Raw genomic sequence first — 14453 nt, forward strand, 5'->3', positions numbered from 1 at the left:
AACGGCTCGATCACCGCCCACGACTCATCAGTCAGCTCATGACGACGCACCACGAACAGACCAACGACACGGGCACTTTGCGGACACGACCTAGGACCAGTGAAGGTCAGAGGCACTGTCGTTTTCCTACATGGGGCCAAACCGCGCGCGGGGATTGGTCCAGGGGCACAAAATAGGGGCAAGACGCGGCTGCTCCCGCGCGGGCGGGGATGCCCCCACCCAGGCCGCACCCTGTCACGACGCGCTCGCACTCACCGTCGGCCTTACCCGCCAGACGGCCCCCGGCGTCCCGGCGCCCCCGCACGAAGTCCGTCCATGACGATGTCCAGCAGGCGTGTCGCCTGTGGCTGCCAGTTGTCGTGTGGGGCGAGTTGCCACAGGCCGGCGATGGCCAGCATGAAGTCGTCGGCCGTGATGCCGGGACGGATCGTGCCGGCCTCCTCGCAGGCGTGGAGCAGGAGGTCGGCAGCGTCGGTCACCGGGGTGTGGCCCGGTTTCGCCGCCTTTCCGGACGAGGTGCTCAGGGCCTGGCGGATCGCCTCCGCCAGGCCGGCCTTGGTCATCGCGAACCGGGCGAGGTGGTCCATCCACGCCCGCAGCGCGCGGTCGGGTTCCATGGTCTCCAGCAGCTCGGACGCGCTGTCGGCGATCTGTTGTACTCCGTGGCGGTAGAGCTCGAGGACGAGCGTCTCGCGGTTGGGGAAGTTCCGGTAGAACGTGCCCTGGCCGACGCCCGCCTTCTTGGCGATCGTGCTCAGCGGGGTGTCGGCGGCCCGGGAGAGCTCGATGAGGGCCACTTCCAGGATGCGTTCGCGGTTGCGTTGCGCGTCCGAGCGCAGGTGCGGATCGTTCCTGTGCCGCACTCGTCCTCCTCGCCGGCTTGTGTCCGAAAGCGGTCCTTGAGAACCGGACAGGTGTCCACTACGTTCGACCGGTAGCGGACAACTGTCCGCTTGAGCTCACTCTAGCGTCGGACTGACGCCCCGACGTGTCCGGGACACGTGAAAGAAGGCTGAACATGGCCCCAGCCCCCTCGTCAACGTCCAGCGACATCACCCTGAACATCAACGGCGAGAAGCACAGTCTGCCCGTCGACCACCGCACCACCCTGCTCGACGCCCTGCGCGAGCGCCTCGACCTGACCGGTACCAAGAAGGGCTGCGACCAGGGGCAGTGCGGCGCCTGCACGGTACTGCTCGACGGACGCCGGGCGGTGTCCTGTCTGCAACTCGCCGTGGCCGCCGACGGACGCGAGATCACCACTGTCGAGGGCCTGGCCGAGGGCGACCGACTGCACCCGGTGCAGCAGGCGTTCCTCGACCTGGACGGCTACCAGTGCGGCTACTGCACCCCCGGCCAGATCTGCTCGGCGATCGCGGTCATCGAGGAACACGCGGCCGGCTGGCCCAGTGCCGTCACCGACGACGTCCGCCCCGAGGCCGGACCGCCACCCCTGAGCGCCGAGGAGATCCGGGAACGGATGAGCGGGAACCTGTGCCGCTGCGGCGCGTACGTGTCGATCGTCCAGGCCGTGGCCCAGGCGGCGGAAGCGAAAGCCAAGGAGGCGGCGGCGTGAGGGAGTTCGCATACGACCGGGCCCTCGACGTCTCCGGGGCCCTGGCCCTGCTGGACGCCGACCCCGACGCCCGCTTCCTCGGCGGCGGCACCAACCTCGTCGACCTGATGAAGTCGGGCGTCGAGCGGCCCACCCGCCTGGTCGACGTCCGCGAACTGCCCCTGGACGGCATAGAGGTGACGGCGGACAGCGGTCTGCGCATCGGCGCCACCGTCACCAACAGCGACCTCGCCGCCCACCCCGAAGTCCGCCGCCGCTACCCGGCGTTGGCACAGGCGGTACTGGCCGGCGCCTCCGGCCAGCTCCGCAACATGGCCACCGTCGGAGGCAACCTGCTCCAGCGCACCCGCTGCGGCTACTTCACCGACGTGACCAAGCCCTGCAACAAGCGTGTGCCCGGCAGCGGTTGCCCCGCGATCGAGGGCGAGCACCACAACCACGCCATCCTCGGTGCCTCCGAGCACTGCGTGGCCATCCACCCCTCGGACATGGGCGTCGCGCTGACCGCCTTCGACGCGGTCGTGTCGTACGAGACCGCCGACGGCCCCGGCGCACTGCCCCTCGCCGACTTCTACCTCCCGGTCGGTGACACCCCGCACCGCGAGACCGCCCTGCCGCCAGGCGCGCTGATCACCGGCGTCACCCTGCCGCCCGCTCCGGTGGCCGCCCGATCCCGCTACCGCAAGGTGCGCGAGCGGGCCTCGTACGCCTTCGCCATCGGCTCCGTCGCCGCCGCGCTCGACGTCCGGGACGGCGTCGTACACGACGTACGCCTCGCCTTCGGGGCGGTCGCATCCCGGCCGTGGCGGGCGACGGCGGCCGAACGCGTCCTCACCGGAGCGTCTGCCGACGCCGAGACCTTCGCCGCCGCCGCGGACGCCGAACTCGCCGCGGCGAAACCGCTGCCGCACAACGCCTACAAGGTGACCCTCATGCGCAACCTCGTCGTGGCCGTGCTGACCGAACTGACCGAGGAGGCCGCCCGATGACCACCACCCCCACGGCACGCAAGAACGCCGTCGGCACCGCGCACACCCGCGTGGAGGGCCGCGACAAGGTCACCGGGGCCGCCCGCTACGCCGGTGAGATCCCGTTCGCCGACCTCGCGTACGGCTGGCTGGTGCTGTCCACGGTCACCCGCGGCCGCATCCGCTCCATCGACACCGCCGACGTCCTCGCCATGCCCGGCGTCCTTGCCGTTCTGCACCACGGCAACGCCCCGCGCGTCGAGACGGGCTACGTTGGCATGCTGGGCGTTCCGGACCCGACCGCGGCCGTTTTCCAGCACGACCGGGTGCCGCACGCCGGCTGGCCGGTGGCGCTGGTCGTCGCCGACACCTCCGAACGGGCCCGGGAGGCCGCCGAAGCGCTGGTCGTGCACTACGAACAGGAGCCGCACGACGTCGACTTCACCGGCGATCACCCCGACGCGTACGCGCTCGACAGCCATGGGCCGGCGGTGATCGAGAACGGCGACCTGGAGGCCGAACTCGCCGCTTCCACAGTGGTCGTGGACGCCGAGTACACCACCCCCGAAGAGCACCACACCATGATGGAACCGCACGCGGCGACCGCCCGCTGGGACGGCGGCCGTCTCGAGGTCGTCGACTCCAACCAGGGCACCTTCTGGGTCGCGAGCGAACTCGCGCAGATGTTCTCGCTCGACCCGTCCGCTGTCCGGGTGCGCTCCGAGCACGTCGGCGGCGGCTTCGGCAGCAAGGGCATCCGCGCACACCAGGTGGCCGCCGTCATGGCCGCGACCGAGCTGCAGCGCCCGGTCCGCGTGGTCATGACCCGGCGTCAGATGTTCTCCCTCACCGGCTACCGCAGCCCCACCCGGCAGCGCCTGCGGCTCGGCGCCGATGCCGACGGCCGGCTGCGCGCGCTGGAGCACCGTTCCCTCAGCGCCACCTCCACCGTGCACGAGTTCATCGAATCGGCCGCCGGTCCCGCCCGGACCATGTACGGCGCCGACGCCCATCACACCGCCAACCGGCTCGTCCGCCTCGACGTGCCGACCCCGACGTACATGCGCGCGCCGGGCGAGGCACCGGGATCGTTCGCGCTGGAGTCGGCGATCGACGAACTCGCCGACAAGTGCGGTCTCGACCCGATCGAACTGCGCGCCCGCAACGACCCCGCGGCGGGCCCGGTGTCCGGGCTGCCGTTCAGCGGACGCAACCTGATCGGCTGTTTCCGGGAAGGCGCCCGCAGGTTCGGCTGGGCCGACCGTGACCCGCGTCCCGGCCTGCGCCGCGAGGGACGCTGGCTGCTCGGCACCGGCACGGCGGCCGCATCCTTCCCGGCGGGTGCCGGCCCGTCCACCGCGGCCGTGACGGCGGAGGCGGACGGCACCTTCACCGTGGGGGTCAACGCCGCCGACATCGGCACCGGCGCCCGGACCGCACTCACCCTGATCGCCGCCGACGCCCTTCAGACCGAGACGGAACGCGTCCGGGTGCGCATCGGCGACAGCGACCTCGGCCCCGCGTTCATCGCCGGCGGCTCCATGGGCACCCGCTCCTGGGCATGGGCGGTCATGGCCGCCGCACAGGAGCTGCGGGAGAGGCTCGCCCTCGGCGCCGACATCCCGCCGGAGGGGATCACCGTACGGTCCGACACCACGGAGGCCCTCGGCGCCCTCGCCAGGACGGAACGGCACTCCTTCGGCGCCCAGTTCGCCGAGGTCGCCGTCGACCCCGCCACCGGTGAGGTCCGGGTGCGCCGCATGCTCGGCATCTTCGCGGCCGGCCGGATCGTCAACCCGCTCACCGCCCGCAACCAGTTCGTCGGCGGCATGACCTGGGGCATCTCCATGGCCCTGCACGAGGAGGCGGTCCGCGACCGTACCCTGGGCAGCCACTACGGCGCCGACCTCGCCGGCTACCACGTCGCCTCCCACGCCGACGTTCCGGCCATCGAGGCGGACTGGATCGACGACCCGGACCCCGACGACCCGGTCGGCATCAAGGGCATCGGCGAGATCGGCACCGTGGGCGCCGCCGCGGCCATCGCCAACGCGGTCTGGCACGCGACCGGCGTACGCCACCGGGACCTGCCGATCCGCCCCGACCGCGTCCTGACGGCAGGCGTCCGTGCTTGACCTCGCCGAGGACCTGCACCGCTGGATGGAGGAGGGCCGCGCGTTCGCCGTCGCCACCGTCGTGGCGGTCGGCGGCAGCGCCCCGCGCGGCCCCGGCGCCGCCCTCGCCGTCGACAGCGAGGGCACGGTGATCGGCTCCGTGTCCGGCGGCTGCGTGGAGGGAGCGGTGTACGACCTCTGCGTCCAGGCGCTCGAGCACGGCGAGTCGGTTCTCGAACGGTTCGGGTACAGCGACGAGGACGCCTTCGCGGTCGGTCTGACCTGCGGCGGGATCATCGACATCATGGTCACTCCGGTCGGCACGGACGCGCCTGGGAGGGCGGTGCTGCGGTCGGCCCTGTCGGCTGCCGTCCGGAACGAGCCGGCAGCCCTCGCCCGGGTCGTACGCGGCCCCGCCGATCTTCTCGGCAGGGCCCTGCTGGTGCGGCCGGGCGAAGCGGTGGGGGAGCCGTCCCGGCCGTCCCGGGCGAGCTCGTACGAAGGCGGACTCGGCGGACACAGGGAACTGGACCGTACGGCGGCCGGTGAGGCCCGCGCCATGCTGGACGCCGGCCGCACCGGCACGGTCGAGCTGTCGGCGGACGGCTCGCGCTGTCCCGGCGGACTGACCCTGCTCGTCGAGTCCAGCGTGCCTCCGCCCCGCCTGATCGTCTTCGGGGCGATCGACTTCGCCGCGGCACTCGTACGGGTGGGCAAGTTCCTCGGCTACCACGTCACCGTGTGCGATGCCCGCCCCGTCTTCGCCACCACGACCCGCTTCCCCGAGGCCGACGCGGTCGTCGTCGACTGGCCGCACCGCTATCTGCGCCGCACCGCGACCGACGCGCGCACGGTGCTGTGCGTGCTCACCCACGACGCCAAGTTCGACGTGCCCCTGCTGGAAGCGGCCCTGCGGATGCCGGCCGCGTTCGTCGGCGCACTGGGCTCCCGGCGTACGCACGCCGACCGGGAAAGGCGGCTGCGGGAAGCGGGCCTGACCGACGGGGAGTTGGCCCGGCTGAGGTCGCCGATCGGCCTCGATCTCGGTGCCCGCACACCCGAGGAGACGGCCCTGTCCATCGCGGCGGAGATCATCGCCGCCCAACGGGGCGGAACGGGGGCGCCCTTGACCGGGTCGGGCAGACCCATCCACCACGAGGAGAAGATGCACTCCGGCTCCTGGACACGGAGCACCGCACCGATGCGAACGTCCATGCCGAGCTTGCGGTAGTGGCGGGCCGTACGCTGGGTCGTACGTGTGGACCGTCGGGGCCGGGCAGACCCGACGGCGCCACGGTCGACGCGGGGTCCTGCGGTCGCCGTCTCCGGAGCGGGGGACGTGTACTGAGCGCACGGCTCGGTGTCCGCCGAGACGGCGAGGTGCTCATCACGGCTGCTCAGGGATCGGGCGATGGGATTCAGCGCGCCGGCTCCGCCGGGGCGGCTGGATCGTCTCCACGGAGAACCTGCCGGGCTACAAGGGCTGATCCGCACTCCGCGTGGCTGAGAATGCCTTGGTGAACATCTTCTCGTTTGACCACATCGGTCCTGATCGTGACCGGACGGATCTGTCGGAGCCCAGGCCGGCCGAGCCCGGTGAGTGGCCGAAGTTCGAGGCCGCGCTCGCTGTGGTCAATCGCGACGTGAAGGCCACCCTCCCCGGTCAGGACGCGCTGATTCTGATGCTCGCCCCGTCCTGGCAGCCGCTGCCCGCGAGCGGGATCGACAGGGGACTGGTTCATGTGGCGATGCCGGACGGCCGTTGGCAGGGCAATGCGGTGAACGCGGTCGACCTGGAGGAAGGCGACCTGCCGGAGCCGGACGATGCGATGACGGCCCTGACGCTGGTCGCGGAAGCGGCACAGGAGACCGTCATGGAGCTGCTCTGGCAGGTGTGGCCCGTCTGCCGGGAGCACAAGATCGGGGTGCACGTTCGTCCCGCAGGGACCGCAGACGACTGGTGCGGGGACGGGGCGGACGCGTCGGACCCGGTGGTGTGGTGGTGCCGGGGCAGCCGGGACGACACAGGCCACGACGTCTCCCTGGTGGGCGAGTTGGCCGCCACCTTGCCGGGAAAGGAGCGTCGCGCCCTGCGGCGCAGCGAGCGTAGACGGGACAGTGGCCGATAGAGGGGTTCATTCTCCGGGGAAGGGCTGGTCTTGGTGCAGCGCGACGCCGCGTCATCTCGCCTGCCGCCCGAACTCCCGCGTCGGGTGACTTGGGAGTCGGGGCGGTCGAGGCAGGCGGTTGTCAGGCCGGGCCGAGGAGGGCCGAGGTGCGCGGATCGGGGAGCGGCTGCGGCGGTTGCGGAGATGTGGGGACGAAGACCGGGGCGTCCTGCTGGTAGAAGATGTCGATGTCAGCTTCCTCGCCGCCGACGATCAGCGTGTCCCATGCGCCGCTTTCCTGGAGTGTCCGCAGGGTCGCGGGCGCGAGGGTGGACAGGTGGGCCCGGAGAACGTTGTCGTCGGGCAGGCCAGGCATGCGGGGTGCGAGTCGTTCGCGTATGCCCCGCATGCGGTCCAGCAGGATCTCCAGGTCGGCGGGGGCCGAGTCCGAGACCACGGCAGGTGCCGCGAGCGGCCCGGAGGGCTTGTGCTGTGCGGTGCCAGCTCCCGGCGATGGGGCCGTGGCGTCCATGCTGGCGTCGATGATGTCCTTGATCGCTCGGGTCGTGCCACGTTCGTCGGTCGTGACCATGGCATTCCAGGCGCGGCTCTTGTGCCGGTACTGGAGCATCGACATGGCCGCTTCGTGTCGGATGAAGTCGGCGTCGCGCAGGGGCCGACCGCGCCAGACTCGACTGAGGGAGCGGGCGAGTGAGACGGCTGAGGCGAGGCCGCTGTTGAGGCCGCGTCCGGGCCAGAAGTGGATGGCGTTGGCCGCGTCCCCCAGGAGGAACCCGTAGGTGCCCGGCCGGTCCACGGTCGGGCGGGTGAGCTGGGCCGTGAACCGGGGGCGCTGGACCATGTCGAGGCGGAACGAGGTGATCGCGCTGAGGTCCTCCTCGGGGACGTCGAACAGCCGCAGCCCTTCCAGAATCCGCTTCCACAGAGGTGAACTGCGCAGCAGAGCCGGGAGGAACAGCGTGCCGTGGGTCGGGCACGTGAATTCGTTGTCCTCGTGGCGGCTCATCAGGCACGGCCGGGCGGCGATGCACTCCTCGAAGACCTGCCGTACGGGGTCGATTCCGATGACGTTGCGGGCCTCCTCACGGGTGAGGCGCATGTTCAGGAAGCCCTCGCCGCGCAGCGAGTTGAGCAGGAACCGGTTCTGCGCCACGGTCAGCAGCACGCTCATCGGGTCCGACAGGCGGGACTTGACCTTGAGACCGAGGACGACGTCCTGGATGTGCTCACCGTCCAGGGAGTAGATCGAGGCGTCGGGCATGCCGAAGCGGTCGGCGAAGTGTTCACGGGTGCGGGAGCGGCCGCCTTCGCTGATGACCAGCACGTGGTCGCGCGCGATGAGCTGCTCCTGCTCCGTGACGTCGAAGCGCTTGGGCACGAGCCGGATGGCAGGCTTGCGGTTGGCCAGTTCGAGGAGTTGGTCCTCGATGTAGGCGATGCGGATGTTGCGAGGCGGGCGTCCGTCCACGGAATCGGGTCCCAGCGGCCACATCTCGGAGAAGTGCTGGTTGTCGCCGAACATCGCCGTCTGCATGTCATGCGTCAGTGCCGAGTACTGCCGGCTCTGCACGGTGACGACCTGCTGACGGCGGACGTTGCCCTGGGCGGCGTCCTTCCAGACGACCGAGGTGCCGGCGCGGACCCAGCGGCCGTCGTAGACAGTGATCGCGACCCGTCCGGCCAGCGCCTCCTCCAGCATCAGGGCGAAGGCGAGACCGACCGGGCCACCGCCGCTGACCGTTACCCGCAGGACTCCCGGGTCCACCACCGCATTGGCGCGCGGCAGATCCATCTGGGAGAGGTCCATGACCGTCTCCAAGGCTTCCTGCGTCTCGAACAGGAACGTCTCGTCGCCGATGCGTATGGTGTCGCCAGGCGACAACTCATGCCGTTCGACGCGCTGTTCGTTTACGAAGGTGCCGTTCCTGCTCTCGCGGTCGTGCAGGACGTAGGTGCCGTTCTCGGCGACGATCTCGGCGTGGAAGCGGGAAGCACTGACACTGACGATGATGACGTCGTTGTCACTGTTGCGGCCGAACGTCAGCGGGGTCTCTCCGAGAACCACGCTTTGATCGGTGAATGGACCGGTGCGTCCCACGATGACCGACAGCACGGCAACTCCTTAGGAAAATATGGATTGTTCCGATGATGAAATACGTGGTGCCGTGTCAGTTGCCGGTGGGTCGGCAGGTGATGCTGAAGGGCACGGAGTTGGACCTCGTGTCGAACGGCGACTTGATCTCCACGGCCATCGCGCTCGTCAAAGTCCCCTCCTGCGCCCACGTCGACAGCCGCACCGTCTCCGTCTTGCTCGTCGGGTCACCTTCACGGAAGGACAGGGTCCGCCACTGGCGGTCCACCACCGCGCCGTTGTCCGACACCCATCGGTACGAGAACTGCACCGGCGCCCGGTCCGTCTTGAACGTCGCGGTGAACCAGGGCGCCTGGCCGTCTCCGCCCGGGCAACTCCCGTCGAACGTGGTGGCCTTGCCGGTGACGGCCACCGATACCGGCTGGGACGCATTGTCGGCGCTGGTGGTTTCGCCGTCCTTGGCGGCAGTGTTGTCGTTCTGATGCATGAGCGCGTAGCCGAGGCCTGCGCCCCCGGCCACGACCAGGACGACGGCGGCCGCCCACACCAGAGGAGCTTTGCGACGGCCGGGCGCGGCAGGGACGGGCGAGTGACCGGTGTCATGGACGATGGCGGAGGGGACCGGTGCGGCCGGTGGGGCCGAGCCGGGCCGGAAGGCTGCGGTGTTCGGGGGAGGGCCGAACGTGCCCAGCGGGGCCGGAGCCGGGGCCGGGGCCGGAGCCGGAGCTGGGGCCACGGGCGGCGGTGTCGCGGCGGTCGCCGACACGGTTTCGTCGGCCGGAGTGTTCTCCTCGGCGGTGCCGGCAGTGACGGCCGAGGTGAGCTCGGCCGTGATGCCCTCCGTCGCCGAGGCCGAGGTCGAGGCCGAAGCCGTAGTCGCGGCCAAAGGAGTAGTCGCAGCCGTGGCTGCTTCCGCCTCGGGCGAGGCCGTCAACGCCTGCGTGGCATGGGTGAGAGCACGCATGGCTTCCTCAGGCCCCATGCGCTCCTCCGGATCCTTGCGCATGAGTCCCTCGATGACCGCCGTGAGTGGTCCGGCCCGGTGCGGCGTCGGCAGTTCGTCGTCGACGACGGCACGCAGCGTCGACAGGGCGCTGGTCCGACGGAACGGCGAACGCCCCTGTACGGCCGTGTAGAGGAGCGCGCCGAGCGACCAGAGATCGGAAGCGGCGCCCGGTGTTTGTCCCAACGCCCTCTCGGGCGCGAGATATTCGGGCGAACCGACGACCTCACCCGTCATCGTGAGCGCGGTGCTGCCTTCCACGCTGGCTATGCCGAAATCGGTCAGGACCACGCGGCCGTCATCGGCCAGGAGCACGTTGGCCGGCTTCACGTCGCGGTGCAGCACGCCGGCGCTGTGGGCCGCACGAAGAGCCGCGAGTACCTCCACGCCGGTGCGCGCGACGTCCTTGGGCGCCAGGGCTCCCTCAGAGGCGATGACGTCTGCGAGGGAGCGGCCGCGGACGAGTTCCATGACGATCCACGGTCGGTCGTCGAAGTTCACCACGTCGTGGACGGTCACGACGCCAGGGGCGTTGACCCGTGCTGCCGCCCACGCCTCCCGTTCCAACCGGACGTGCAATTGCTTGCTGCGTTCGACGGGCAGGTCGAGGGAGGCGCGAACCTCCTTGACCGCGACATCGCGGTGGAGCACTTGGTCGCGGGCTCGCCACACGGTGCCCATACCCCCCTCGCCGAGCACGGACAGCAGTTGGTATCTGCCGGCCACCAGCCGTGCGTCGCCCGCGTCCGATGGGGCCTCGTCCAGGTTGTGCATGAGGGTCAACTCCCTTGTTCCGCCGCCTGCAGGGCTCAGTATGATGAATACGGCGATGATCACTAAATGCGCAGCGTGAGAGCCGGACAGAAACAAACCGGACAGCACTGTGACACTCGTGAACCGACGGCGACCCAGCCACGGCACATCACTCCCTGCACCCCGCTCAGGCAGCCGCTGGCCCCTCGCCACCCCAGGCCCGCCACGCAAGCGTGCGCGAAAACCCTGCCGCCGCCAAGAGCGCACTCCGAGACCACCTGGCACCGGTCACTGCGAGCGCAACACCACGCGGGCGAGCAGGCTCAGCGGAGAGGCGGCAACAGCTCCTCGCGATCTCCGCCTGCTCCTCGGCCCTTCTGGACTGTGGTTTCGGCGAGGTGGTCGAGGCAGATGGCGTCGAGGGTTTTCGCGGTGGTCCCCGGCCTGGACAGGGCATATGCGACCAGCACGGCCGGGCACCTCCAGCGCGGCGCGACTGCGGCGGGGCCTCGTGTTCCGGATCGGCAGTGCGGTCGCCCGCTACCTCGACCTACCTGTCACCGCCTGAGCGACAACGACTGCGCCGGGCATCGCGGGCGCTTCGTCCGCCGCTAGTGCTTTGACCGCATGGGTTCACCGGGTTCGCGGGTCGGTGCAACGCTGGAGATCCGCCCCATACGATCTTGCGTCCAGAAGCATGGATGTCGGAGGGCGACGATGGAAGAGCAGCGGATACGGCTCGGCAACGATGACGTGTGGCTGGAACTGGCTCGGACCGGTGCAGACAGTTGGCAGATAACCGCAGATTGGTCCTCATGTCTGACCGCTGACTTCACCGCGGATCTCAGCACTGCGGAGGTGATGGACTTCGTGGCCCGCGTGCTCTCTCACCTGCGCACGCCGTCGACTGGACGCTTCTCGGCGGCGGTGACCTCTGGGCGGAACAATCCGCTGATGTTGAAGGCGGAGCCGGTAGGGGACGGTTTGGCCTTTTTCGTGCGCCTCACGCCCAACGGCAACGACGATGCGTGCCATTTGCAGATGGAGATCGACCCGATCGCCAGGTTGGAACTGCGTGAGACATTCCGTGCGCTGCAGGCGGCGCTGGTGGTCTGAACCGTCGGAACGTCAGGCTGCCGTCGTGAACGGGCGTTGCCCTGTGGATGTCCTTCTCGCTTCGGACGCGGGCGCGTTCCTCGCATTGGGTGGCCAGGACGTCGCGGTGACGAGTGCTTTTTCGCCCAGCAGCGCATGTCGACCGCAGGAGCCTTACGCCCCGGCTTGCAGGCGCAGCCCCGTCAGGGTCAGTTCCAGGGCGGAGCGGAACTGGTCGACGTCGTCGTGGCCGTCGAACTCGTCGACGATCTCGTGCACGAACGGGAACTCCTGAGGGTCGAGGTCCCGCCAGTCCTGGGCGACGTGGTGGAGGTATTCGTCGCGGTCCACGTTGCCGTCGAGCATCTCCTGGGTGGGTTCCTGGCCGAGGTCGACGGCTGAGCCGATGACGACTCCGACGATGGCGGACACGGCGTGGAACCGCTGGGACGCGGTGAGGTTCATGCGGAGGGTCTGCTGGCCGAGCTTCTCGTACAGGCCCAATGTGTGGGTCTGGATGCTGGTGTTGCGCATGAAGTACGAACTCAGCCAGGGGCGTTGAACGATCGCGTCGAACAGGGTGATGGCCATGACGCGGAGATCGTCGATCGGGTCGTCGCTGCGGGGGAGCTTCTCGACGTCGGCCAGGACGGGGCCCATGGCGTGGTCGGCGGCCCGGTCGAGCAGCTCGTCCTTGTTGGCGACGTACCAGTAGATGCTGGCGACGCCGCCGCCCAGACGCTGGGCCAGCGCCCGGAAGGTCAGGGCCGGGGCTCCCGCCTCGTCGAGCAGGGCCACGGCCTCGGCCAGGACCGACTCCATGGAGTGCGAAGCCCGGCGGCGTCCCCCGGCGGAGCGGCTCTGCTGGCGTGTCACGGCTTGATCCCTTCGCGTCTTGCATCGCATCGAACGTTGTTCTATCGTACCGCATCGTACGTTGTTCGATAACCAAACGCTGTTCGATCGGGGCTCGTCATGACCACCGCGACCTTGCATTCACCCGCACGCACCTATCCGTCCCTACGCGCCGCCTGGATTCCCCTCGCCGCCCTCTGCCTGGCCTTCTTCGTCGAGATGGTCGACAACACGCTGCTGTCGATCGCCCTGCCGACCATCGGCCGCGATCTCGGGAGCGGGACGACCGCGCTGCAATGGGTCACCGGTGCCTACTCCCTGACCTTCGGCGGACTGCTGCTCACCGCCGGATCCATGGCCGACCGGCTCGGGCGACGCCGCGTCCTGCTCATCGGGCTCGCCGTCTTCGGCTCGCTCAGCCTGTGCGTCGTCCTCGTCACCACAGCAGGCCAGCTCATCGCCCTGCGAGCCGCCCTGGGCATAGCCGCCGCGGCGATGGCCCCGATCACGAACTCACTGGTCTTCCGTCTGTTCGACGACAAGGACCTGCGGATGCGGGCCATGACTGTGATGATCATCGTGGGCATGTCCGGGTTCGTTCTCGGGCCCCTGCTCGGCGGCACCGCCCTGGCCCATGTCCGCTGGGAGTGGCTGCTCGTCGTGAACGCCCCCATCGCCGTGATCGCCTGCATCGGCGTCCGGCTCGGCGTCCCCGCCGACCGGCCCGAAGACCTCACCAAGGACACCCTCGACATACCCGGCGCCGTTCTCAGCGTCGCCGCCATCGGATTCGCCTGCTACTCCCTGACCAGCGGTGTCGAGCACGGGTGGCTCTCCGCCGTCACCCTCGCGTCGATCGGCGGCGCCCTCGCGTCGGCGGTCGCGTTCGTCCGCCACGAGCGCCGCAGCAAGGCCCCCATGCTCGACCTGAAGCTGTTCTCCAACGGCACGGTCCGGGGCGCCGCCATCGCCCAGATCGGTACGTCCATCGCGATGGCCAGTGTGATGTTCGGGCTGATCCTCCACTTCCAGTACGCCTACGGCTGGAGCCCGGTCCGGGCCGGCCTCGCCAACCTGCCGATCATCGTGACGATGCTGGCCGCCACGCCCCTGTCCGAGTGGCTCGCCCGCCGCTTCGGCCACCGCATCGCGTGCCTGGTGGGCGCCGCCTGCCTGGCCGGATCCCTGGCCGGCCTTTCCTGGGCCGTCGACCACGGGTACGCCGCCATCGCCGTCTGCATGGTCCTCATGACCGTAGGACTGCGCACCGTGATGACGATCTGCGCGGTCGCCCTCGTCGACGCGATGCCGAGCAACCGCACCTCCATCGGCGCCGCCCTCAACGACACCGCCCAGGAAGTCGGTTCCAGCGTCGGCACCGCGGTCGTCGGCACCCTGATCGCCGCCCTGGTCACCACCCAACTCCCCGCCGGTACCTGGAGCAGCGGCCTCGTCGCGTCGTTCTTCCACGGCGAACGCGTGACGTACGCGCTGCTCGCCATCGTCGTAGGACTGATCGCGGCAGGCGGTGCACTGAGCCTCACCGACTCCCACTCCGTCGAGGAGCACCCTGATCAGGAGGCCAACTGAACACACGAGCGAGCCTGTTGACGCAGGTGCCGATCCGGCGTTGGAGCGTCGAGCGGTCACTCGGCTGGATCATGAACGCCGCCGCAGCCTGAGACATTACGTCCCTCGCCTCAGCGGCCTGAACACAACCCGGCGAATCTAATGGGTCACAGCACGAGCAGGTGATTGGTTGCTGTCGAGGCTCAGGATCCTGAGGCCTGGAAAAGGCTTTGACGCGCGGTTCGCTGTTCGTTGATGGTGAGCCGGACGTCCGGACCGAGTGGTCACGAACCGCAGTG

At 69.8% G+C, this 14453-nt stretch carries 11 protein-coding genes; 7 read left to right on the top strand and 4 right to left on the bottom strand.

The genetic code is table 11. From position 1 onward, the window contains the following. Positions 1 to 263: 263 nt before the first annotated feature. A complete protein-coding gene (locus ACZ66S_RS38115) occupies positions 264 to 863 on the bottom strand; it encodes a TetR/AcrR family transcriptional regulator (protein WP_469906166.1) in 600 nt (199 codons plus the stop codon). Between the two features lie 155 nt (positions 864 to 1018). On the opposite strand from ACZ66S_RS38115, the gene ACZ66S_RS38120 reads away from it, so the two are divergent. The 5 genes from ACZ66S_RS38120 to ACZ66S_RS38140 all read left to right on the top strand — a co-directional run bounded on the left by ACZ66S_RS38120 (position 1019) and on the right by ACZ66S_RS38140 (position 6787). Next, positions 1019 to 1576, top strand: a complete 558-nt coding sequence (locus ACZ66S_RS38120) for a (2Fe-2S)-binding protein (protein ID WP_469906167.1) — start codon at positions 1019 to 1021, stop codon at positions 1574 to 1576. Further along, the gene (locus ACZ66S_RS38125) at positions 1573 to 2565 is read left to right on the top strand and encodes an FAD binding domain-containing protein (RefSeq protein WP_469906168.1); all 993 of its coding nucleotides are present in this window, start codon (positions 1573 to 1575) and stop codon (positions 2563 to 2565) included. The genes ACZ66S_RS38120 and ACZ66S_RS38125 overlap by 4 nt, the downstream gene beginning before the upstream one ends. Continuing rightward, entirely contained in the window at positions 2562 to 4679 is a 2118-nt protein-coding gene (locus tag ACZ66S_RS38130; RefSeq protein ID WP_469906169.1) for a xanthine dehydrogenase family protein molybdopterin-binding subunit, read from the top strand. Before ACZ66S_RS38125 ends, ACZ66S_RS38130 begins: the two co-directional genes overlap by 4 nt. Continuing rightward, positions 4672 to 5889, top strand: coding sequence for an XdhC family protein (locus tag ACZ66S_RS38135; RefSeq protein WP_469906170.1), 1218 nt, complete (start codon positions 4672 to 4674; stop codon positions 5887 to 5889). The genes ACZ66S_RS38130 and ACZ66S_RS38135 overlap by 8 nt, the downstream gene beginning before the upstream one ends. 268 nt (positions 5890 to 6157) lie before the next feature. Continuing rightward, the gene (locus tag ACZ66S_RS38140) at positions 6158 to 6787 is read left to right on the top strand and encodes a hypothetical protein (protein WP_469906171.1); all 630 of its coding nucleotides are present in this window, start codon (positions 6158 to 6160) and stop codon (positions 6785 to 6787) included. A gap of 121 nt (positions 6788 to 6908) precedes the next feature. Here ACZ66S_RS38140 and ACZ66S_RS38145 read toward each other — a convergent pair whose 3' ends face one another. Then, positions 6909 to 8900 carry an FHA domain-containing protein gene (locus ACZ66S_RS38145; RefSeq protein WP_469906172.1) on the bottom strand — a complete coding sequence of 664 codons (1992 nt, stop codon included), beginning with the start codon at positions 8898 to 8900 and terminating at the stop codon, positions 6909 to 6911. 55 nt (positions 8901 to 8955) lie between these two features. After that, positions 8956 to 10719, bottom strand: a complete 1764-nt coding sequence (locus tag ACZ66S_RS38150) for a serine/threonine-protein kinase (protein WP_469906173.1) — start codon at positions 10717 to 10719, stop codon at positions 8956 to 8958. Between the two features lie 633 nt (positions 10720 to 11352). On the opposite strand from ACZ66S_RS38150, the gene ACZ66S_RS38155 reads away from it, so the two are divergent. After that, complete coding sequence (locus ACZ66S_RS38155; RefSeq protein ID WP_469906174.1) at positions 11353 to 11751, top strand: hypothetical protein; 399 nt, start codon at positions 11353 to 11355, stop codon at positions 11749 to 11751. A 153-nt stretch (positions 11752 to 11904) separates the two neighbouring features. On the opposite strand, the gene ACZ66S_RS38160 is transcribed toward ACZ66S_RS38155, so the two are convergent. Then, on the bottom strand, positions 11905 to 12552 hold the full coding sequence (locus tag ACZ66S_RS38160) for a TetR/AcrR family transcriptional regulator (protein ID WP_469906236.1): 648 nt from the start codon (positions 12550 to 12552) through the stop codon (positions 11905 to 11907). A 153-nt stretch (positions 12553 to 12705) separates the two neighbouring features. Here ACZ66S_RS38160 and ACZ66S_RS38165 point away from each other — a divergent pair, with 153 nt between their 5' ends. Continuing rightward, positions 12706 to 14175: an MFS transporter gene (locus ACZ66S_RS38165; RefSeq protein ID WP_469906175.1), complete on the top strand. Its 1470-nt coding sequence runs from the start codon at positions 12706 to 12708 to the stop codon at positions 14173 to 14175. The last annotated feature ends 278 nt before the right edge of the window (positions 14176 to 14453 follow it).

It is taken from the genome of Streptomyces sp. NPDC107471, from assembly GCF_055582845.1.